At 47.5% G+C, this 20,906-nt stretch carries 19 protein-coding genes; 6 read left to right on the top strand and 13 right to left on the bottom strand.

The genetic code is table 11. The features are described from left to right. Nucleotides 1-179 precede the first annotated feature (179 nt). The 3 genes from AT705_RS19985 to AT705_RS19995 form a co-directional block, all read right to left on the bottom strand. Nucleotides 180-2,342 (bottom strand): S9 family peptidase, encoded by a 2,163-nt coding sequence (locus AT705_RS19985; protein WP_058798140.1) that lies wholly within the window; start codon nt 2,340-2,342, stop codon nt 180-182. A 384-nt stretch (nt 2,343-2,726) separates the two neighbouring features. Beyond that, nucleotides 2,727-3,716 carry a tetratricopeptide repeat protein gene (locus tag AT705_RS19990; RefSeq protein WP_058798141.1) on the bottom strand — a complete coding sequence of 330 codons (990 nt, stop codon included), beginning with the start codon at nt 3,714-3,716 and terminating at the stop codon, nt 2,727-2,729. A 90-nt stretch (nt 3,717-3,806) separates the two neighbouring features. Further along, complete coding sequence (locus AT705_RS19995) at nt 3,807-4,262, bottom strand: DUF6326 family protein (RefSeq protein ID WP_058798142.1); 456 nt, start codon at nt 4,260-4,262, stop codon at nt 3,807-3,809. A 209-nt stretch (nt 4,263-4,471) separates the two neighbouring features. On the opposite strand from AT705_RS19995, the gene AT705_RS20000 reads away from it, so the two are divergent. Continuing rightward, complete coding sequence (locus tag AT705_RS20000; RefSeq protein WP_058798143.1) at nt 4,472-5,662, top strand: helix-turn-helix domain-containing protein; 1,191 nt, start codon at nt 4,472-4,474, stop codon at nt 5,660-5,662. A 33-nt stretch (nt 5,663-5,695) separates the two neighbouring features. Here AT705_RS20000 and AT705_RS20005 read toward each other — a convergent pair whose 3' ends face one another. The 6 genes from AT705_RS20005 to AT705_RS20025 form a co-directional block, all read right to left on the bottom strand. Next, a complete protein-coding gene (locus AT705_RS20005) occupies nt 5,696-6,109 on the bottom strand; it encodes a GNAT family N-acetyltransferase (protein ID WP_058798144.1) in 414 nt (137 codons plus the stop codon). Next, a complete protein-coding gene (locus tag AT705_RS20010) occupies nt 6,102-8,057 on the bottom strand; it encodes a methyl-accepting chemotaxis protein (protein ID WP_058798145.1) in 1,956 nt (651 codons plus the stop codon). The genes AT705_RS20005 and AT705_RS20010 overlap by 8 nt, the downstream gene beginning before the upstream one ends. A gap of 194 nt (nt 8,058-8,251) precedes the next feature. Next, on the bottom strand, nt 8,252-8,407 hold the full coding sequence (locus AT705_RS25375; protein ID WP_156202323.1) for a hypothetical protein: 156 nt from the start codon (nt 8,405-8,407) through the stop codon (nt 8,252-8,254). Nucleotides 8,408-8,599: 192 nt separating this feature from the next. Further along, nucleotides 8,600-9,940: a sigma-54-dependent transcriptional regulator gene (locus AT705_RS20015; RefSeq protein ID WP_058798146.1), complete on the bottom strand. Its 1,341-nt coding sequence runs from the start codon at nt 9,938-9,940 to the stop codon at nt 8,600-8,602. Beyond that, entirely contained in the window at nt 9,940-10,479 is a 540-nt protein-coding gene (locus AT705_RS20020; RefSeq protein WP_058798147.1) for a hypothetical protein, read from the bottom strand. The genes AT705_RS20015 and AT705_RS20020 overlap by 1 nt, the downstream gene beginning before the upstream one ends. Further along, complete coding sequence (locus tag AT705_RS20025) at nt 10,476-11,942, bottom strand: HAMP domain-containing sensor histidine kinase (protein ID WP_058798148.1); 1,467 nt, start codon at nt 11,940-11,942, stop codon at nt 10,476-10,478. Before AT705_RS20025 ends, AT705_RS20020 begins: the two co-directional genes overlap by 4 nt. Before the next feature lie 227 nt (nt 11,943-12,169). On the opposite strand from AT705_RS20025, the gene AT705_RS20030 reads away from it, so the two are divergent. From AT705_RS20030 to AT705_RS20040, 3 genes are read left to right on the top strand one after another with little or no spacing between them, the layout of a single operon-like run. After that, on the top strand, nt 12,170-12,394 hold the full coding sequence (locus AT705_RS20030) for an EF-hand domain-containing protein (RefSeq protein WP_237113863.1): 225 nt from the start codon (nt 12,170-12,172) through the stop codon (nt 12,392-12,394). A 26-nt stretch (nt 12,395-12,420) separates the two neighbouring features. After that, nucleotides 12,421-12,648 carry a hypothetical protein gene (locus tag AT705_RS20035; protein ID WP_058798150.1) on the top strand — a complete coding sequence of 76 codons (228 nt, stop codon included), beginning with the start codon at nt 12,421-12,423 and terminating at the stop codon, nt 12,646-12,648. A gap of 10 nt (nt 12,649-12,658) precedes the next feature. Further along, the gene (locus AT705_RS20040; protein WP_058798151.1) at nt 12,659-12,865 is read left to right on the top strand and encodes an EF-hand domain-containing protein; all 207 of its coding nucleotides are present in this window, start codon (nt 12,659-12,661) and stop codon (nt 12,863-12,865) included. A gap of 109 nt (nt 12,866-12,974) precedes the next feature. On the opposite strand, the gene AT705_RS20045 is transcribed toward AT705_RS20040, so the two are convergent. Both AT705_RS20045 and AT705_RS20050 read right to left on the bottom strand, forming a co-directional pair. Beyond that, nucleotides 12,975-13,532: a GNAT family N-acetyltransferase gene (locus tag AT705_RS20045; RefSeq protein WP_058798152.1), complete on the bottom strand. Its 558-nt coding sequence runs from the start codon at nt 13,530-13,532 to the stop codon at nt 12,975-12,977. A 20-nt stretch (nt 13,533-13,552) separates the two neighbouring features. Then, the gene (locus AT705_RS20050) at nt 13,553-14,719 is read right to left on the bottom strand and encodes an MFS transporter (RefSeq protein WP_237113864.1); all 1,167 of its coding nucleotides are present in this window, start codon (nt 14,717-14,719) and stop codon (nt 13,553-13,555) included. Between the two features lie 107 nt (nt 14,720-14,826). On the opposite strand from AT705_RS20050, the gene AT705_RS20055 reads away from it, so the two are divergent. Further along, nucleotides 14,827-15,702 (top strand): LysR family transcriptional regulator, encoded by an 876-nt coding sequence (locus AT705_RS20055; RefSeq protein ID WP_058798154.1) that lies wholly within the window; start codon nt 14,827-14,829, stop codon nt 15,700-15,702. 91 nt (nt 15,703-15,793) lie between these two features. Here AT705_RS20055 and AT705_RS20060 read toward each other — a convergent pair whose 3' ends face one another. After that, entirely contained in the window at nt 15,794-16,384 is a 591-nt protein-coding gene (locus tag AT705_RS20060; RefSeq protein WP_058798155.1) for an outer membrane beta-barrel protein, read from the bottom strand. A gap of 194 nt (nt 16,385-16,578) precedes the next feature. On the opposite strand from AT705_RS20060, the gene AT705_RS20065 reads away from it, so the two are divergent. Then, nucleotides 16,579-18,762 carry an OsmC domain/YcaO domain-containing protein gene (locus AT705_RS20065; RefSeq protein WP_058798156.1) on the top strand — a complete coding sequence of 728 codons (2,184 nt, stop codon included), beginning with the start codon at nt 16,579-16,581 and terminating at the stop codon, nt 18,760-18,762. A 128-nt stretch (nt 18,763-18,890) separates the two neighbouring features. Here AT705_RS20065 and AT705_RS20070 read toward each other — a convergent pair whose 3' ends face one another. Next, nucleotides 18,891-20,897 (bottom strand): YcaO-like family protein, encoded by a 2,007-nt coding sequence (locus AT705_RS20070; RefSeq protein ID WP_082669088.1) that lies wholly within the window; start codon nt 20,895-20,897, stop codon nt 18,891-18,893. Nucleotides 20,898-20,906: the final 9 nt, after the last annotated feature.

The following is a 20,906-nucleotide window of genomic DNA, read 5'->3' on the forward strand; positions in this document are numbered from 1 at the left end:
TCCCTGCTTGTTGTTATTGATGATACTTAGTTAGTCGGCCACAGGAGTGAAATGTGTCACAGCTTGGCAAAAAAGATAAGTGTATCTGGGTAAAAGCTGGAAATACGCAGGATTGCGGCGGGAGCATGATGATATGCCAAAGCCCCGCGGGAGGGCTTTGGCTGCAATGGAGCACGCAGTTACAGTTTGCCCTCAGCCAGGCCAATGATAAAGCCATAGCTCAGCGCGATATCATTGATGCGCTTAAAGCGACCCGATGCGCCACCGTGACCGGCAGACATATCGGTTTTTAACAACAGCGTGTTATCGTCGGTTTTGTACTCGCGCAATTTCGCAACCCATTTCGCAGGTTCAAAGTACTGTACCTGAGAGTCATGCAAGCCAGTGGTGACCAGCATGTTCGGGTAGTTTTGTGCGCTCACCTGATCATAAGGTGAGTAAGAGCGCATATAGTCAAAATAGACTTTGTCATTCGGGTTACCCCACTCATCGTACTCATTGGTTGTCAGCGGTAATGACTCATCCAGCATGGTGTTGATAACATCGACAAAGGGCACAGCTGAGTGCACACCGTGATACAGTTCAGGCTCCTGGTTGATCACCGCGCCCATCAACAGGCCGCCAGCACTGCCTCCGCGAGCATATAGACGTTTTGGATCGCCGTATCCCGACTTAGTCAGTGCCTTGGTGACGTCGATGAAGTCATTAAAGGTATTCTTCTTATTGAGCTTTTTACCATCTTCATACCAGGGTCTGCCGAGTGCCTGAGAGCCACGAATATGGGCAATGGCATAAACAAAGCCACGATCCAGTAAGCTCAAAGTACTGACTCTGAAGTAAGGGTCACGGGTTGAGCCGTAAGATCCATAACCATACTGTAAGAGTGGGTTCGTACCATCTTTTTTGAATGTTGCCTTTTTATAAACCAGGGTTACCGGCACTTTGGTGCCATCTCTGGCCTCGATAAACAGACGTTCAGAGGCATAATCATTAGCGTTAAAGTCGCCCAGTACTTTAGTTTGCTTGCGCTGGGTTTTTTCCAGAGTAGTCAGGTCAATGTCATAAATGGTTTTGGGTGTGGTGAGGCTCTGATAGCTGACCCGGACAAACTGACTATCTAGGGTTCGGTTGCCTGTCATTGACACCATATAGGCCGGATCTTTAAACGTGAGCGCCTTGTGCTGTTTGGTTTTCAGATCCAGCACGTTCAGAGTGCCTATGCCCTCAACGCGAGATTGATAAACCAGGTGCTGATTAAACAGTTCTACTTCTTCCAGCTTAGCATTGGGGTTGTGCGCAATGATGGTTTTCCATTTCCGCTTGTCAGCCATATCATTTTTGTGGGCTTTCATCAGCTTGAAATTAACGGCATTGTCATTGGTGTAAATAAAGTAGAAGTCACCTTGTTTGAGCAAGCTGTATTCATGGCCCTTGGTACGTGGCAAGAGGCGTTGTGGCTGAGCGTTAGGGTTTTTGGCATCAATGACTGATACCCCTTTGGCTTCTGTACTGTAGTGGACAATGTAAATTTCACTGCCTTCTTTGCTTTTTTCCAGGTAGGTATAATAGGTGTTGTCTTTTTCTTCGTAGACCAGTTCATCTTGTGATTGTTCTTCGCCCAGCACGTGACGATAGACCTGATAACCCAGCAACGTGACGGGGTCTTTTTTAATGTAGTAAAGGCTACGGTTGTCGTTTCCCCACTCGATGCTATCCGCTGCACCCTCAAGTTTATCTGTGTAAATTTCGCCGGTTTCAAGGTTTTTAATACTCACAGTATAAATGCGACGGCTGAGGGTATCTTCCGCAAATGCCATGAGCTTGCCATCCGGGCTGATGCTAATCGCACCCAGCGCATAATAAGATTGGCCTTCAGCTTGTTTGTTGGCGTTAAAAATCTCAGTGGCATTACTGCCGTCAGCATGTTTACTGCGATAGAAGTTACGGTATTCCTGATCGCCTTTAACTTCGCTGAAATAGTAGTAGTCGCCACGTTTATAAGGGACGCTACGGTCGTCTTTGGCGATTTTATTCTTAATTTCTTCAAACAGGGTCTCACGCAATGTCCCAATAGGCGCCAGCTTCACGTCTGCGTAGCGGTTTTCCTGCTCAAGGTGAGTAAGTACTTTTTCTGAACTTCTTGAATCATCGCGTAGCCAGTGATAGTTGTCGACCAGTTCATAACCATGGATTTGGGTGACATGGGGCACTTTTTGTGCCACAGGGGGCTGAATTTGCTGCTGCGTTGTTTGGGTGTCTGTGTTGTTATTTGATGTGATCTGGCTGCAGGCACTGGCCAGTAAAACGGCACCTGCAATGGCGCTGAATTTAATCGTTGTCATGTTTGTCCTTGTTGATTGCAGAGGGTGTGGTCTTGCATGGCTCTGAATGAAGCTGGGATTCAGAGCCCGAATCAATTGTTGTCGAATTGTAGTCTGAACATTAATAAATGGTCAAAGTGGCTGAGATAAACCGAATAGTTTTGCGATTAGCGACATAAAACAGAAAAAGTGGACAAGACTTATACGGAGATGACTGATGTCCCGCTGCCGAGTCGAGCTCTGTTTAAATTCCTCAAATGTGCACGAAGTGGATGGTTGCGGTTGGGGTCCTTTTGATTGTGAATTAGCACTCTTATCAATGTTTTGGATGTCTGATACCTGCATGTGTGGCTGATACTGGGGCTCTTTTGGAGCCCGTTGTGTTTTAGCATCAATCGGTGGTGGCTAGGCTCTGACTAACTTTTTCAATACGGAGCGCGCTTTTTTCTTCAGCTTTTCACTCAGCGTTTCTGTTATGACTTCGTTTAGCAGTCGTTGCGCGAGCGTGGTTTTCTTTTGTGCCATGGCTATCGAAGCTAACCTGAATTTGACCTGGTTTTTATCGGGCAGGTCGTAGTGATAGGCAGCCTCATTCAGATATTGCTGAAGCGCGTTTTGCCCCTCGTCGTAATTGCTCTCCAGTTGCTGGCTTAAGGTGCCAATCAACACCAGAGACTGATATCGGGCTTTTTCTTGTTTCAGGTTTTTTGCCCGTATATTAGCTGCACGTCTGAACTGATTTAACGCCATTTCAGGCTCTTCCTGATCAAGATAGATTTGGCCTAAAGTATAAAAAAAGCGGGGATCGGCGGAAAAGTTTTGCTGCCCTATCTTTATCAGGCGAGCAAACTCTTCTGGTTCATTTGACTTAGCGGCCAGGTGTAAGCGAGTCAGAAAAGCATCAAAGGGCGAGACTTTTTCCAGTGCCTGAATGTGCGTTAAAGCAGCCTGTTTATCACCACCAAACATGCTGGGCGCGTTGATGTAAAACTTGATCAGCGTACTGCGGTATTTACTATTGTCCGGTGCCAGTTCAACTGCTTTGATGAATGAGGCTTTGAGTTTTTTGATATAACCGGACACGCTGAAAATACTGGCTTGTTCGGCAATTTTAGCGACGACTTCGGCGTGTGCAAAATAGAGCTCCGGATTGTTTGGGTGCTGCTCTATGGCTGCTTCTAAGTGTTGTAGTGCCGTTTCGTCCTGATCGCTTCTAAGTGCTATGCGGGCCAGAAGCAGTGATTTTTGATAATCAGAGGTTTGCTGTTGCGACAAAATGGATTGCGCAAGGCGCAGATTACCTTTGTCGAATTCTGCCAGGCCCAGTTCAACACTGGCTGTGGTTATGTTGCAATAAACAAGCAGAGTAAGGGGAATAAGCAGTTTGCTTTTCATGAGTCTGTTTCCTTCTTAAATGTTCTAAATACAAATGTAATCTGCTGAATCCTTGGGTGTTTATGGTTCAGAGTCCTGTCATCTATCGATTCAACTTTGAGCTGTGCTTAACACTGCCGCTTCAGGTGCACGCCACCGTATGACCATCCAGGCTATGCTTAAAAGCAGGGTGAGCTGTATGCATGCCAGAAACAGGTAGAAAGGATCTGTTTCAATACCACCTAGTACAAACAGGAAAGTTAACGGGACAGCCACCAGGTTACACAGGCGGTTTAATCGATAGCTGAGACATTGGGACAGGAAAATCATCACGATGGGGATCTCGATGAGTATGGCTGAGACCAAAAGTAACTCCTGGGTGAGTTTAACCGAGCCTGAGTATCCGCTCATCAGAGTGTCTATTACCCCCGGAGTGATAAAGGCTGAAACAAAGGCCAAAATATCGGCATAAATCATATTCAGCATAACTAACAGCCACAGTGTCGCGATTTTGATGCGAGTGCTTTTATCCTGTGATGCGCCAGTGGTTAAAATTGCGTTTGTCATAAGCGATTCCTTAAGTCATATTGGATGTCCCTGCAAGGTGTGCCAAAAGGCATATGCCCTGTTTTATCCAGGTTATCGTCAGACTAGTCATTTTGTGGGGATACGTCGTCCTGGCGTAAAGGCGCGGACAGTCTTGGTGGGAAGGGAAATTTAAAAGCAGATAAAACAAAATATTATGGAAAAGTTTATTTTGATGTCAGGGGAGTTAGGTGACTGAATCTATCGTGATGGTGCTGATTGCTATGCTCATTGGGCAAATTGTGTTGAGTGTCCCTGTGCTGCTACTACCGCGAGCGACACGTGTTTATCGTATGCCTTTGGTACTTTTTCTTTGTGCCAGTGGAGTACTCGCACTCAATGCAATCGTGCCGGTGTTTTTACCCAGCTGGTATCAGGTATATACCGTTTTGGGTTTTCCCATGCTCTTTGTGTTGTGTCCGGCGCTTCGCTTGTACATTGAAGGTATTACCACACAAAAAAAGTGGGTACTTAACAGAGCTAAGTTAAACAAGTTTGTTTTGTTCTGGCCTGCCGTGCTGATTTCCGGTGCGGTTGCGTTTTTGCCTGCACAGCATCACAGGGCACTGTTCGTGACAGATGACATGCCAGCGGGTCCGTATGTTGTGGTTTTGGCTTGTGCGATGCTGGCTTTGATGTGTTTATGGCTGATTGAATGCGGGTTTACGCTACTGGTGATTATCAGGCGTCTGGCCAGATTCAATGCGCAGCTAAAAGAAAGTTATTCTAATCTCGACAGTCCCCAGCTCTCTGTTATCAGGAAGCTTATTTATATCGCCGTCTGTATTTGGGTTTTTGTTTTTGTGTCAGCTTTTGTATCTAGTCTATTTGATCATGCAATACTGTCGCGCAGCGCCGAAGTGTTTGTTGCACTGGTGCTTATCTGGAGCGTGACCTTTTTTGCAATGCAGCAGAGCGCGCCAATACTTCAATCACAACCTAATAGCAAAGTTGTTAGTATCGACGTTCCGCGCTTGTCACGTAGTGAAGGGACAGGGAACAAGTACCATAAATCAGCACTGGATGAGCTTCAGTCTACACGGATAGTTGAAAAAATTACGCAGGTTATGCAAAACAGTGAGCTTTATCTGGATGCCGATCTGACTCTACAAAAGCTATCACAGGCAAGTGGGATATCACCTAATTACCTGTCTCAGGCTTTAAACGAAACGCTGAAGATGAACTTCTTTGATTTTGTTAATCACTGGCGTATCAAAGCTTCGAAGTCCCGTCTATTGAGCAGCGATGAATCGGTGTTGAATATTGCCCTTGAAGTGGGGTTTAATGCGCGCTCTTCGTTTTATAAGGCGTTTAAGAAAGAAACAGGTATGACACCGGGTCAGTTCAGGCGTGAATATGCAAATCCACCAACATGCGATTAGTGTATCGATGCAGGCACCAGTTATAGTCAACAGCTAGTAAAACTTACACATCCCTAATCCCAGTTTTTCGCCGTCTCTCAGTGAATAACCGTAGCGCTGGTAGAAGGTTTCTTTGCCAGTTGCAGCCAACAAAGCGGCGGTCGCGCCGCTTTGGCAATGCGCCGCCAGATATTGCTCTATATTATCCATAATAAGGTGACCAAGGCCCTGGCCCTGGTGGCTCGGGTGCACAATGATATCCTGAATGTAAAAGTACATGTGCCCGTCGCCTACAATCCGGCCACAGGCAATCAATCTATCTGCCTTACGACACTGCACCCAGTAAAGTGACGCCGTAATGCTGGCCGCAATGATATCGGGCGCAGGATTTTGCCAGCCAGCACTTTCGCGCAGCGCGCTGAACTCCAAAGGAGCAGGAGGGGTATGCAAGATCTTTAGTTCAGTCATCGACATCAAACCTGTCAACCAGTTGATCCAGGTTGCGCGCCAGCTCAACCAATTGTGTTGCACCTGTATGCAGCGCATCGGCAGAGTTGCCCACTTGTTGTACTGACTGACTCACACCGTGAATACGAGATTGGGTGTCCTCGGCAGCCTGCCCTTGCGCATTGGCCTGCTGGGAAATGTCAGCAATGATCCCCTTAACGAGGGAAACCGAGCTGGCAATATCATCGAATGCCTGATGGGCCAGCTCCGACTGGTCAATGGCATGTTTTGATTCACCTACACTGGCAGTCATGCGCTCAGACACACTGCGAGTTTGCTCAATCAGCTTAGTTAACACCTGTTCAATATCCTGAGTGGCGTCGTGAGAGCGCTGTGCCAGCGTTCGTACTTCGTCGGCCACAACCGCAAACCCCCGGCCTTGCTCACCGGCACGGGCCGCTTCAATGGCGGCATTGAGGGCCAGCAAGTTAGTTTGTTCGGCAATGGTGCGGATCACCTCCAAAATATTGGTGATGTTGTTACTTTCATTTTCAAGCTTGCTCATGGCCGTCGCTGAGTCGCCCAGAGAGTCGTTAAGTTTAGCGACCTGAGCCACAGTGCTTTGGATCATCTGGTTACCAGTCTGAGTGTGTTGCTCCGTCGTCGAGATTTCGTTGAGTGCATCACCACAGTTGTCGCTTACTGTCATGGCCATGCTTGCCATGGATTGCGTGGTATCCGTCGCGGTTTGGGATGTTTTTTCCTGATGACGGCACTGGTTACGAATATCATTGATCCGCGACTGAGAGTTCTGGGCTTCACTATTCAGGGTTCGTGCATTGCCCTGAATGTCTTTCACCAACGCATTAATGGAGTTGAGGAATTGGTTAAACCAGGTTGCCAGCTCGCTTATTTCATCATTGCCAATGACCTGGAGCCGTTTTGACAAATTACCTTCACCCTGGGCAATTTCTTTTAGCCCGTCCGATACCATTTCAATGGGGTAAACGATTTTGTTGGCCAGCACAATGGCAATGACCACAAACAGCGCCAGCATGATGACGGCGATGATACTGATGCTATAGGTCATATTATAAGAGGAAGCAAGGATTTCATCCTCTTCAATGATGGCGATAAAGGTCCAGCCCAGCTCTTCAGAGCGATAAAACTTGGCATAAAAGGCTTTGTCCTGATACTCCAGCGTAATAAAAGCAGCATTCCCCGCGTTTCGTATAGCCTGATACCGGGCATCATTCAAATCACGAATGTTCTTAAAGTTACTGTTGGCGTTTTTCGGATCTGCCAGCACGGTGCCTTGGTTGTCGAGTAACAACAAATAGCCTGTGTTACCCAGTTTGATGTTGCTGACAATGTCTGTCAGTGTCGACAAGGTTACATCCAGAGACTGAACGCCGAACATTTGGCCGCTTTTCATAATCCCGGTTGCCACAGATACCATTGCCTGTCCGGTAACGCCTTGATAAGGCTCAGTGATCACCACCTGAGATGGATTGGAGCTGACTTGCTGATACCAGGGCCTTTTGCGTGGATCATAGTTGCCCAAAGGCTCGGCAGGATACTGAATAAAGCCACCCTCACGGGTGCCCAGATATACGAACAGTAACTCGGGGTGAGTTTTGCCAAAGGTGGTGTACAGGTCAAAAATTTCTGCTTCTGCCTGACCTGAGGCCTCCGGCGTCATCATTTTTTCTGTACCGAAATAGGTGGTTGTGTCCTTGCTAACGGATTGCACAGTTTTACTTTGCGCTAGGAATCGGGCATTACTTTTCATCTGGTCAAAAAAGATGATAAATGCATTCTCAATTTGTCTGATCTCGTTAACCGATGTCTCTAAGAATCGATCCAGTGACTCCTGTTTGGTGCGCGAGATACTCATGATGGATATTGCAAGAATAGGAATGATAACGGTCAAAACAAAGCTTAAGATCAGCTTTTTACGCATTCTCATGGGCAACCACCTCGTTTTTTATTCTAATAATAGTGTAGTTGTGAACGGAGCATGTTGCTCTGATATGATGTCAATTTATGACATTAATTCGAAGATACTATTGCAAACTTTGCACGTGAGGACAAGGGACATGGCTGAGGGATGTGCTGTTTTATGAACAAAACAGAGTTCTGAACTCAGAACTCTGTTTTGGCTTAACGGCAATAGTGGTACAAGGAAAACATATCACAAATTTTGCCTGATAATGAGGCGGCTACATCACCACCCGCGATTTGCGGCGTCGCCTGCTGAGGAAGTGAATTAGACTCCGAAAGGCGTTTTAAATTGGTTTTCTTTACCTTTATTTTCATGTTGTTATCCAGTTTTTGTTGTATTGGAGATCATAGGTTTTCAATCCCTGTATGATAATGATAAATAATCAGGCTCACTCAAACGTACCAAAAGTAAGCAGTGGTCCTGTGATTGAAGGGCTAAGCACTCCTTGCCTGCCTTCATATTCATTTAAGCGCATGCATAATAATTGGTCAAATGTTTATACTAATTTATTTTATATCGTGTTTTTTCATTAGCTTATAAAAGTCAGACCGATTTCTTTGAGCCAGTTTGGCGGCTTGAGGGACTCTGTTCTCGCACAGGGCGAGCACTTTTATCAGATAATCGCGCTCAAACTGACGCTTCGCGTCATTCAGTCCGACAAAGCCTTGCTTGTCGTCTTGTTCTGGCAGTGCGCTGATAATACTCTCTGCAGTGATTAATTTGCCGGGTGTCATTGCCACACAGTATTCAACTACGTTATGTAGCTGACGAATATTGCCTGGCCAGGCATAACTTAACAGCGCCGTAGTGGCGTCCAAAGAGAGGCGTTTTTGCCCAGCGGCGAGTTGCCTGATAAACAAATTTGCCAGTAGGGGAATGTCTTCCACTCGCTCACGCAGCGCAGGCAACTGAATGGCGACGACGTTGAGGCGATAATACAGGTCTTCTCTGAATTTTCCTTCGCTGACAGCCTGCGCCAGGTTTCTATGGCTGGCCGAGAGAATACGCACATCAACTGTTTGCTCATGCTGGCCACCGATAGGGCGGACCGTTTTTTCCTGCAATACCCGTAGTAGCTTGACCTGCAGGTCAAGCGGCATGTCTCCTATTTCGTCCAGTAATAATGTGCCTTTATCGGCACTTTGGATAAGCCCCTGTTTATCCGAAATTGCGCCGGTAAATGCGCCCTTTTTATGGCCAAACAGCTCGGATTCAAGCAAGTGTGCGGGCAGGGCACCACAGTTGATGGCGATAAAGGGACCCTGAGCATGACTGCTCGCCTGATGAATGGCGCGTGCGGTGACTTCCTTACCCGTGCCACTTTCCCCCTGGATCAATATATTGGCCTGGCTGGGAGCGATGGCTTTAATCTGCTGTACCAGCTGGCGCATGCTCAGGCTTTGGTGATACAAGCCATGAAAGTTATCGGGGTCTGTGAGCTGTGTCGCTCTGTTTTCAGGTAATGCTTTGTCGATCGCTGTCAGTAGCTCTTCGCTGTTTATTGGTTTGGTAATAAAAGCGGTGATCCCTTGTTCAATGGCATCTACAGCATCGGGGATCGAGCCATGCGCAGTCATCATGATCACAGGCAGGCCTGGGTATTGAGCTTGTAATTTCTGGTTCAGTGCCAGGCCGTCCATGTGTTCCATACGTAAGTCGGTGATCACCACATCAACGGGCCCATTTGCCAGTTGCCGTAGGGCCGCATGTCCACTGCTGGCCAGGGTGACGTCAAAGCCATGACTTTCGAGGCGTATTGCTAGCAGCTCGCTTAATGCCGGGTCATCGTCGACCAACAAAACAGAGGCTGCGTGAGTATCTGAGATAGACGGTGTTGTATAGGACATTATGGCTGCTCCGATGGTGTTTGAAGGGGGGAGTTCAGGGGAATGTCCTGAAGTCTTTGCTGCTCTATGTCGGCCAGCGCCTGTTTGAGCGTGAGTAGTGCCTGATTGGTTTGAGTCAGCTGCGTTTGGATCTGGCTCAATTTGGCATTGCTACGATGCAAGCGGATCTTTTGTCCCCGCAGTACTTGTGTCTGTTGTTTCAGGGTATCGAACCACAGATGGTAGTGTTCGGGCCAATGCTGACTTTGTTTGATCTTTGCAATTGCTTGCAATTGTCTGGTTGTTGAAACGGTATTGCAATAGCTATGTATGAAGGTCTCAATAGCGATCTGGCCGATATAAGGTTCAGGCTTTTGTTGCTCAACAACTTGATTGTTTTGACACAGCGTCAGGTAGCGTTGCAGTAGTAGCGCCAAAGAGGCGTAATCCGGCTCAAGCGTTTTACGTGGCCCGACAAATTGTGTGTTTTTCTGTGTCGGGCTCAGTTGGCAACCGCTCAGGCTGATAACGAGTGTGGTGATTAAAAGGAAGAGTTTCATCTGCTTTCTCCGTGTTTTGGCAGTGTCAGAGTAAATTCGCAGCCAGGCTGATTGTTTCGCCACTGTAACTGGCCACCGCACTGGCTGATACATTCGTGGGCAATGGCCAGGCCTAGCCCACTGCCTGCTATTTTTTGGCTGCTGCGGCCTCTGACAAAGGGTTTGAACAAGTGACTGGCCTCCTGGGGATCGAGCCCTGGCCCATCGTCCCGGATACTGATCTGCCAGTGGCTTGAGGTAGCCAAAAAGTCGATGCGGATCTGGCTGTGTGTATATTGAATTGCATTGCTGAGCAGGTGTGTCAGAGCCAGTTTGACAGGTAGCTCAGGTAAGTCTGTTAGCTGCTGCTCAAAGTGCCAGTGAACAAGGATACCCCGCCGCTGCAGCCGTTGTGCAAAGTGGTCTTCCAGTTGCGCTTTGATTGACCGGGCACTGCAGCGTGCCTGTTGGCTGTGCGGGTGGCTGGCAGCGCTAAACGTAAGCAGGTCGTCAATGAGCTGAGTGAGCTTGGCGACAGAGGTGTGGAGAATATCGGTTACGCGTCGTTGTTTGTCATTGAGTTGCCCGAGGTGCTCGGTATTCAGTAAGTCTGTGCCTTCTTTAATCGAAGCCAACGGGGTTTTCAGCTCGTGTGATACGTGGCGTAAAAAGGTTTCTTTTTGATGTTTACTGGCAGCGAGCTCCTGGCGCAATTGCTCAAGGCGCTCACCCAGCTGGCTGAACTCTCGGCTACCTGTCAGCTGGATTGGCGTAGTAAAGCTGTCTTCACCAATGACTTCTATGGCTCGCTCCAGCTGAAATAGCTGACGGGAGATCCGCCGGATCAGCCAGATACTCATGCCGACTAGGATAGGTAACAGAATGCTAAGTCCAATTAAAAAGCGCTGCCGGATGAGACTTTGTTGCAAGAGCGCATCCGTCAGTTGTTTGTCTAGGGTCTGTTGTAGCGGTTGTGACTGGCGAGTCAGGGCGTTGACCAGTGCCGACAGGGTGCTACTGTCTGGCGTTTGGGTGTGTTGGAGCAGGTGTTGCCAATTAGCAACTGTTGCATCTTTCTCAAGTCTCGCAAGCAGTGATATAAGCCTATTTTTTTGCACCTGCCAGCTTTTATTGATGCTTATTCTTAGTTGTTCGCTTTGTAGTAACTGATTGTTTTGCTGTGCTTTTAGAAGCGCCTGAAAGGCGTTTTTCAATTCACTGAATTCTGACTTAACCTTCTGATTATTAGTATAAATATCCTGAACTGTATGCTGCTGATATGCAACTGACTGAATAAACCACAAGGTTAACAGCAACAGAGGAACCAGGGCCAGCATTAATGCCATAAGTGCCTGTTTCCACAATGCCTGAGAAAAAAAGGGGTTGAGTGGCGCGTGTGAGCGTAATTCTGAGCTGGCATGGAGCATAAAGAGCCTGATAGTTTGCGCGCTTTTAATTGTCTGTTGCCAATTAGCGACAGCCATAAGTAACTGATTTTAAATAGTAAGCTAAAAACGCGAGTTGAATTTTGTCGCCATTTAGCAACAAATCGCCTTAATGTCCCCTGAACTTTTTTACCCAATAAAAACTAACTTATTGAAAATTAATATCTAATTAAACCTGGCACCAAAGTTGGAATAGTCTTGTCAAACGCAGCCTGCAAGCTCAGAACAGTTTCGCGGCGGCACACATTCAAAAACAGAAGGAAAATATGATGAAAACAGCAATGACAATGATGACAGCTATGGCTCTGACGGTGTTGGCGACACAGGCAATTGCAGGCGAGGGTTTTGAAAAGTATGACACGGATGGTGATGGCACCATTAGTTTGAATGAGGCGACGGCAAACTCCGCGCTCATGGGCCAGTTCAAAGTGCTGGATAGTAATGGTGACGGCTTGCTGAGCAGAAAAGAGTTCTCTGAGTTTAACGGCTAAGTCGCGTTTGAACCGGAGGATCTAATATGCAAATTACGTACGTTTTTGCGTTGACCCTGGGAATGTTCACCTGTGCATTAGCGTTTGCCTCTGAAGTCGATTTTGCACTTTTGGATGATAACAGCGATGGCCTGATCAGTCGCTCAGAAGCAGCTAAGGTCTCTCTGGTCGCTGACGCATTTAAACGCCTGGATACAAACCGGGATGGCGCGCTGAGTGCCAAAGAATTTAGACATTTTAACAAGCATTTATGAGGAACTTGATATGTACAAGCTTATGTTAAGCACCATTTTAATGGCAGCCAGTATTGGCGCGCATGCTGCGGACAGTTCGTTTTCAACTTTTGATGCCAATGGCGATGGGTTTATCTCTAAGTCGGAAGCGGCGGGATCGGATACATTGACGGTTATTTTCGATAAGCTGGACAGCAATGGCGACGGCAAACTATCGGAGCAGGAATTTAGTCAGTAGGACATTATCCTGACACCGTTTTCCTCTCCCAATTTTGTATTTTTACGCAACGATCTTCATGGGTCCTTCCATGAGTCAAGGCACCTGATAAGGGTGCCTTTTTCGTTTATCAGGCTGTTGCTGCCATGATATGTTCACTACGTAACAGGCCGTACATATAGCCATCATAGTAACCATGGCTAAATTTAAAGTGCTGACGTAAATGGGCCTCACGTTGCATGCCGAGCTTTTCCATCAAGCGCCAGGAAGCCTTATTTTCGACCGCACAAAATGCACAGACTTTATTGAGTCCAAATTGCGCAAAGGCAGCTTCAATCAGCCCGTTTGCAGCTTCAAACGCATAACCCTGGCCAATATATTTTTCATTCAGACGATAACCGATTTCGGCTGTTTTGGCGTTATGGCACAAAAACTTATACATGAGTTCCCCAACCAGCACATTGTCTTCACGTCTGATGATGGCCAGCAGCAGTCGTTCATGTTCTTTCGCCTGCCAGGGCGCAGTAGCCCGATCTATTCTGTCCTGAGCATCTTTTAGGGTTGCAGGCTCACCAATATACCTGGAGGTATCCGGATTACGCCTGCTCTCGTAAATGGCATGAAGGTCACTTTGTTGAAGCGGCCGGATAGTAAATCGGGCAGTGTTAAAGTGGAGTTTTTCGAACATGATTGATCCCAATATTATACTTATGTGTGTTCAAAATGAGGTCGCTGAATACGGATAGTACGCCAGCAAAGTAGCAACAGGGCGGCGCATACAGCAATGAGTAGTGCAATGGCTTGCGTGTTATCTGGCAGCCATTGATTCACCAGCCAGGCAATGACAGAAAATATCAGTAACTCAATTGCCCCGACCAAAGCGTTTGCGGTGCCCGCGTGAGTCGGGTGCAGTAAGCCAATCAGGTGCATATAGCTTGGAAAATATCCGCCAAATACCAACATAATGGCGGCATAGGCCAGTAATATCGCTATGGCGTTGTCGCTGGCTAATACGAAGGTCAGTGTACTCAGTAATAGTGAAGGCCACAGCCACAAAACAATTTTCATATAGCTAACGTGGCGCTGTAAGACTTTGGCAAACACAGCGCCCAACAAAAGACCAACCATAGGCAGCATCATGGCTTGTCCGGTCTGGCTGGTGGTGAAGCCAAAGCGGTCTTGAAGTAAAAACGGCAAATGCAGCTGGAGTGTCAAATACAAAAAGGTTGGCACCCATTTGAGACTGGCCAGCGATAAAAAGACCTGACAGCGAACCATGTTTTGATAGTGCCGGACCAGGCTCATTGGGTTAATCACAAAAGGTTGAGGTTCGCTGGCTTTGAGCAGACTTAGCCCGAATATGGTGATGAACAGGTAGTATGTAATGAGCACCAGCGACAAACCCTGCCAGCCAAACCAACTGCTTAGCATACCGCCGAGCAGGGGGGCAATAATTGCGGTGACGCTTGCCGAGATGGCCACGGTTGCCATGGCACTTTTTAATCTGGCCCCCGACAGTCGTTGAGCCAGTAATGTGCGGCTGATTAACACCGGTGAAGCGGAGCCCGCACCTTGCAAAATTCGTCCGAGTAAAAAGGTGGTGCTGTCTGGTGCAACCGCACATAGCAGTGTACCTGCCAGTAAGATGGCTTGCCCGGCGATAAACAGTGGCCGATCACCATATTTGTCGCGTAGCGGCCCAACAATCAGTTGAGAGGCGCCCAGCGTAATGAAATAACTGATGATCATTGCCTGACTCATGCCATTGGTTAGCATCAGGCTGTCTGCAATATCTGGTAAAACAGGCATATACACCTGGCTGACCAGCTGAGAGCAGGACATGAGTAAAACAGCAAACATGGTAAATAGATGCACGGGCACTCCAGCGCGAAGTAAATTTGACCCGGGCACTATACGCCGCTTTCATTGTCCTAAAAATAAGGTAATAATTAAAATACTATTTCATTGTGGGAATTAATTAAATGGATTGGTTAACGGCAACACGCAGTTTTTGCGTTCTGGCAGAGTTGGGTAGCTTTACTAAAGCGGCGGAACATCAAGGGGTTTCGGCATCTGCTATGAGTAAACGTATTGACTGGCTGGAAAGGCATCTGGGGCAAAGTTTGTTCATTCGCACCACCAGACAGGTTAATCTGACTGAGCAGGGGCAGCATTTTTTTCCTCGGGCCAGAGACTGGTTATCTCAGTTTGAAGCTCTGGTTGAAACGGCTCAATCTGAACACTGTGAATTGCAGGGGAGCCTGAAAATTGCCGCCACTCAGGCGGTAGGCAGTAGTGTGCTGATGCCCAAAATAGAGCAGTTTTTGGCACATCATGCACAGCTCACTATCCATTTAAATGTTCTGGCACCGGGCGAGCCGCCGGATCTGCATCATGATCTGGTGATCACCAGCTACAACGAATCATTTGACTCTGTGTCTCACAAAGGCACCCGGTTATTTGATTATCAGATGCAGCTATTTGGCGCGCCAGAATACCTGGACAGATGCGCAGAAATAACCTGTGTTGACGACCTGACCCAACATAAAATGTTGTTAAGTAGCTATTATCACAAAATTGGTGGCGTGGTACTCGAAGATGGCCGCTTGTTTGAATTTACCAATTATAATTTTGTGACCGATCATCTGGATGCCATTTTAAAGGCGGCGGTGCAGGGCATTGGCTTGTTGTTTATTGCCCCCAGCTATATTGAGCGCGAGCTTAAATCCGGGGTACTGGTGCCTATTTTGCCGGGTATTCGCTCCGAGGTTAAACAGCTCTGGGCTTATTACCCCAAGGCGAGTTATACGCCTCGTAAAACCCGGTTGTTTATAGAGCATCTTAAAACCGCCTTATAGCGCTGCTTGTTCAGGCCCGTGTGGTGTGCAGAGAAGTGTAATAACAGGTCATCCCGCATTGAGAGCGGGATGACTGAGCGGCCAACGTGTTTTAAAAGCGGTACGTCAGGCCAACATTTAACTGAACCTGGTTAAGCACATCGCCATCAAAGTGCCAGACGCACACATCTTTATCGCTGCCGTCACAACGTACTTTTGATGAGTTTTTAAGTACGGTTGCCAGCCAGCGAATCTCGGTTTGTGCGCTGAATCCGGCGCCAATGTCGTATTTCAGGCCGCCGTACAGACCCGAGGCAAAAAAGTGGTCTGCTTCTTCAAAGTTAGGCGATACCTTGTTCACACCAATCTGTGCGCCGATGTAGCTGTGCAGATTGTCGGTAATATCAATGTCGATGGCACTTTGGAACATCAAGTATTCCATGTCCACTTTCTGATTGGGCGCATCTTCGAATTCAGTTTCAACCATGCTGTAAAACAGGCCATAGCGTTTGTTGTTCAGATAGCGGTCAAAACTGATGCCTAAATTGCTTCCGTCGTCTAATTCAACTTCTTGATTTTTACTGGTACGTAAGCTTTGATTGGTGCTCTCGCCGCCATACAGGGTGACACCGAAGCCATTATTTGCCAGTGCTGAGCCAGAGAACAGCCCTAATCCAAGTGCTAACCACACGTAGCTGCGCATAATAAATCCTTGTTATCTCGTATGTTGTCGGATGAGTTAAGTTGCCAAGAAAGTAACATGCCTGTGAGGTTAAGAACAGGCATTTAGTGACTAAATTTGACCTGATGCGCTTATTTATGGTTTGAGCATTGGCACCACCTTGCAACCTCAAGTACAATGTGGGTTTTCGATTGCAATACACCGGAACCTTCCCAATGGAAATCAAAGTAAATTATCTCGATAATCTTCGAATTGACGCCAAATTCGATGATTTTTCAGTCATTGCCGATCAACCTATCCGCTACAAGGGTGATGGCTCTGCCCCCAGCCCGTTCGACTACTTTCTGGCGTCGTCTGCGCTGTGTGCCGCTTACTTTGTCAAAGTGTATTGTAATGCGCGCGACATTCCGACTGACGGCATTCGTGTGGCACAAAACAACATTGTTGATCCGGAAAACCGCTACAACCAGATCTTTAAAATTCAGGTAGAGCTGCCAGAGAGCATTTCTGAAAAAGACCGCCTGGGTATTTTACGCTCCATTGACCGCTGCACGGTGAAAAAAGTGATCCAGACTGGCCCTGAGTTTCAGGTTGAAGCGGTAGAGAGCCTGGATGACGACGCACAAGCCATGTTGATGGTGAACACGGAGTCGGATGCCAGCACCTTTATTCTGGGCAAAGATCTGCCACTTGAGCAAACCATTGCAAATATGACTGGTATTTTGTCTGATCTGGGTATGAAAATCGAAGTGGCATCGTGGCGTAACATCGTGCCTAACGTCTGGTCTTTGCACATTCGTGATGCCGCATCGCCTATGTGTTTTACCAACGGTAAAGGTGCAACTAAAGAAAGCGCGCTGTGCTCCGCACTGGGCGAGTTTATTGAACGCCTGAACTGTAACTTTTTCTATAACGACCAGTTCTTTGGTGAAGAAATTGCCAACGCCGAGTTTGTTCATTACCCCAATGAAAAGTGGTTTAAACCGGGTGAGAACGATGAACTGCCAAGCGAAATCCTCGACGGCTACACGCGCGAAATCTATGATCCGGAAGGCGAGCTGCGCGGCTCTAATCTGATTGACACCAACTCGGGTAACGTCGAGCGTGGCATCTGTTCTATTCCTTACACGCGTCACAGCGACGGCGAGACAGTTTACTTCCCGTCAAACTTGATTGAAAACCTGTTCCTGAGCAACGGTATGAGCGCGGGTAACAACCTGTATGAAGCCAAAGTTCAGTGTTTGTCTGAGATCTTTGAGCGCGCGGTGAAAAAGCAGATCATTGAACAGGAAATTGTGCTGCCGGACGTGCCTGAAGACGTACTGGCTAAGTTCCCGGGCATTGTTGCTGGCATTAAAGGCCTTGAAGAGCAGGGCTTCCCGGTTGTGGTGAAAGATGCGTCTCTGGGCGGTCAGTTCCCGGTGATGTGTGTGACCCTCATGAACCCGAAAACGGGCGGTGTGTTTGCCTCTTTTGGTGCTCACCCAAGCCTCGAAGTTGCGCTGGAGCGCAGCTTAACCGAGCTGTTGCAGGGCCGCAGCTTCGAGGGTCTGAATGATGTGCCAAAGCCCACGTTCAATAGCATGGCTGTGTCTGAACCGGAGAACTTTGTCGAACACTTCATTGATTCTACTGGTGTGATCTCGTGGCGTTTCTTCAGTGCCAAACATGATTATGAGTTTGTGGAGTGGGACTTCACGGGCACTAACGAAGAAGAGTGTGACAAACTGTTCGCCATTCTTAAAGATTTGGGCAAAGAGGCGTATATTGCAGAGTTTACCGATATGGGCACCGCCTGTCGTATTCTGGTGCCTGGCTACTCTGAGGTTTACCCGGCCGAAGACTTAATCTGGGACAACACCAACAAAGCCCTGCAATACCGCGAAGACATTCTGAACATTCACTCGCTGGAAGACGAAGCACTGGCCGATTTGGTTAATCGCCTTGAAGAAAGCCAGCTTGATAACTACATCGACATCATCACGCTGATCGGCGTGGAGTTTGACGAGAATACAGTGTGGGGTCAGCTGACCATTCTGGAGCTGAAGATCCTCATCTATCTGGCGCTGGGCGACATTGAAGCGGCCATTGAGCTGGTTGAAACCTTCCTGCAATACAACGACAACACGGTTGAACGCGGCTTATTCTACCAGGCTATGCACGCTACGCTGGAAGTGGCGCTGGACGAAGAGCTGGAAATTGAAGACTACATCCACAGCTTTACCCGCATGTTCGGTAAAGAAGTGATGGATGCTGTGATTGGCTCAATTAACGGTGATGTGAAGTTTTATGGCCTGACACCGACCAACATGCAACTGGAAGGCCTGGATAAGCACCTGCGCCTGATCGACAGCTATAAAAAGCTCCACACGGCACGCGCTAAGTTTGCTAAGGGGTAATGTGCACGATGTTACTCAAGCTTGCTGGGTTAATTGCCAGCGAGCTTGAGTTACTTAGGGTAAGGGGGCCTTGAGCCGGTGTCTTGTCACAAGTATTTTAGGCTATTCACAGCCACCGAGGGGCGTAGTTAAATATACAACCCTTGCTGATTAATCGTCTTTTCCGCCAATGCTTCATCCAGCCAACCGAGTTTGACAGGTGTCTCGTAAAGCCTTGAATTGCCTAGTTGCGGCCAGATGTGGCACAGTCCGGGTACAAAGACTTTAGCAGTGCTCAGTGGAATAGGCGAGCGGGAATAGTCCAGTGCCAGTGTTTCCATATCCAGGCTGTTTAACTGTTCAACAATGGCCAGAATATCATCCTTCAGATCACCGCTTTGTGTTAGCTGGTAGCTTGCACGAGATGCATTGGCCTCAGGCTGAAGGAAACTATCATCGGTAATGGCATCAAAATCAAAGGGGGCACCATTTTGGTCCCGGATAGGAATAAGCTGGCATAGCTCAGTAAGCGCGCGCTGCGCTGCCATTTCTGGTTTTAGGTGACAACCAAACCCAAATACATACCCTTGGGTTGTTTTGTTACGGCCAATCGCTGCCATGACGGGCACGCCGGTATCCACGGTGAGGTCCAGCACCCAGTAGTCGTGTTCAGCGGTGATTGTTTCGTGCAGCGGTGCCAGATAATCCGGGTCCAGACCACTTAACTCAAATTGCGGGCGCGGTAAGCGGTTGTACCACCAGATAGCGGTTGCATCGCGCTCAAGCAATTCAAATAAGGCCTGTAAAATGGCCTCTTCCAGATTATTACCAGCGGCACAGCCATTGGAATGCCATTTGCCAAAGCGGTCTTCCTCAAACGGCGTGTTGGCAAAACAACACACGGTGGGCACGTAGACCTTTTCATCGCGCGTGAGCGACCACAGAGCCGTCCAATTAACGGCTTCCCCAGTATAAGGCAACGCAGCTTGTTTACGCTGAGATTCAGAATCAGCGGGGTCCGCAAAGCGCGCATACTGCTGCTCGCTGTATGGTAGCAGCTGTGCAAAGTCATAACTGCGTGCATCAAGCTGTTGAGCCTGCGCCACCTGACTTGGCTCATCGCCAATATACTGAGCGTTTTTGCGTTCTATTGCTTCACACAGAGCACTGGCTTGGGATTGCTCGTGCGTGACGCCTTTGCCTAGGCAGGTTTGATTGAACTCATCGACATTGAGCGTTGGTAAGCTTTTGTTCGGGCATTTGAAAAATGCGCTACGGTATATTTTTATTGCTTTTGAATTACTCAGAGTTGAAAGCTCATTAATTAGGCCAATGCATCGGTTGATATAGGGAGAGATTTTGCTGTTTGTTAGCTCTGGTTTCATGCTTCTCGAGCCGCCATCACGACCAAAAACTATCGGGCAGTTTTCTAGTGCAATTTTTGTTGACCATTGCTTTGCATTCTCATGGCAGGAGCCAAATGGAAAAGTATCTATCTTTAAGTCATCAGACACGATGCATACTTGATCAGAGGACAGCAGCTGTTTGGACACAACTAGCGCGAGTGCCTTGTCAATAAAGTTGCTTGATTTACGGTAGTACCGTGTTGTTGCATTATCAGAGTTTTTTAAAAAATAGGAATTCATGGGCAGGTTATTGGCCCTGAGTTTTACATAATACTCAAAATCACTTGCTGATTTTAAGGGCGGGCTAATAACAAGCATATTGAAGAAGTCTTCGACTATAACCAGGCATTTATTATGTGCCTGAAACGTTTGTGCCGATAGTTCTAGAATATCTTTTGTTATAACTAAATTACAACCAGATAAGTCGGTTTTCCTGATATCACGGTTTTCAATAAGTGCAACCTCGGAGCACTCTATGTCCTGTTCCCACACTTCCTCTGGTCCTTGTAGTGATATTACAAGCCCTGCTTGGATCAGGTTATCAAGATAATAATAGAACAAGGCAGATTCTTTTGGATCGTTAGATTTAAGAGCAATCTCTTGGGTCGTGTGCTTACCATCAATGTACTGAAAAAGTGGAAACCGATTGCGCTCCAAGACATAATTTTGACTGTAATGTGTTAGAAATACATTCCCTTGTTTGTCCGTGATGACGGTAAACTTAGGGTTCCACATTATAAAACTGCTCATTAGTCTTTT

This window comes from Pseudoalteromonas rubra, from assembly GCF_001482385.1.
GTDB lineage: Bacteria > Pseudomonadota > Gammaproteobacteria > Enterobacterales > Alteromonadaceae > Pseudoalteromonas > Pseudoalteromonas ardens.

What these genes read in the sequence shown, in the direction of transcription:
- AT705_RS20035 (WP_058798150.1), top strand. Translation starts at nt 12,421, where the DNA reads ATGCAAATTACGTACGTTTTTGCGTTGACCCTGGGAATGTTCACCTGT.
- AT705_RS20040 (WP_058798151.1), top strand. Translation starts at nt 12,659, where the DNA reads ATGTACAAGCTTATGTTAAGCACCATTTTAATGGCAGCCAGTATTGGC.
- AT705_RS19990 (WP_058798141.1), bottom strand. Translation starts at nt 3,716, where the DNA reads ATGAAAAGCAAACTGCTTATTCCCCTTACTCTGCTTGTTTATTGCAAC.
- AT705_RS20015 (WP_058798146.1), bottom strand. Translation starts at nt 9,940, where the DNA reads ATGTCCTATACAACACCGTCTATCTCAGATACTCACGCAGCCTCTGTT.
- AT705_RS20020 (WP_058798147.1), bottom strand. Translation starts at nt 10,479, where the DNA reads ATGAAACTCTTCCTTTTAATCACCACACTCGTTATCAGCCTGAGCGGT.
- AT705_RS20045 (WP_058798152.1), bottom strand. Translation starts at nt 13,532, where the DNA reads ATGTTCGAAAAACTCCACTTTAACACTGCCCGATTTACTATCCGGCCG.
- AT705_RS20055 (WP_058798154.1), top strand. Translation starts at nt 14,827, where the DNA reads ATGGATTGGTTAACGGCAACACGCAGTTTTTGCGTTCTGGCAGAGTTG.
- AT705_RS20025 (WP_058798148.1), bottom strand. Translation starts at nt 11,942, where the DNA reads ATGGCTGTCGCTAATTGGCAACAGACAATTAAAAGCGCGCAAACTATC.
- AT705_RS19995 (WP_058798142.1), bottom strand. Translation starts at nt 4,262, where the DNA reads ATGACAAACGCAATTTTAACCACTGGCGCATCACAGGATAAAAGCACT.
- AT705_RS20030 (WP_237113863.1), top strand. Translation starts at nt 12,170, where the DNA reads ATGATGAAAACAGCAATGACAATGATGACAGCTATGGCTCTGACGGTG.
- AT705_RS20010 (WP_058798145.1), bottom strand. Translation starts at nt 8,057, where the DNA reads ATGAGAATGCGTAAAAAGCTGATCTTAAGCTTTGTTTTGACCGTTATC.
- AT705_RS20065 (WP_058798156.1), top strand. Translation starts at nt 16,579, where the DNA reads ATGGAAATCAAAGTAAATTATCTCGATAATCTTCGAATTGACGCCAAA.
- AT705_RS20060 (WP_058798155.1), bottom strand. Translation starts at nt 16,384, where the DNA reads ATGCGCAGCTACGTGTGGTTAGCACTTGGATTAGGGCTGTTCTCTGGC.
- AT705_RS25375 (WP_156202323.1), bottom strand. Translation starts at nt 8,407, where the DNA reads ATGAAAATAAAGGTAAAGAAAACCAATTTAAAACGCCTTTCGGAGTCT.
- AT705_RS20005 (WP_058798144.1), bottom strand. Translation starts at nt 6,109, where the DNA reads ATGACTGAACTAAAGATCTTGCATACCCCTCCTGCTCCTTTGGAGTTC.
- AT705_RS19985 (WP_058798140.1), bottom strand. Translation starts at nt 2,342, where the DNA reads ATGACAACGATTAAATTCAGCGCCATTGCAGGTGCCGTTTTACTGGCC.
- AT705_RS20070 (WP_082669088.1), bottom strand. Translation starts at nt 20,897, where the DNA reads ATGAGCAGTTTTATAATGTGGAACCCTAAGTTTACCGTCATCACGGAC.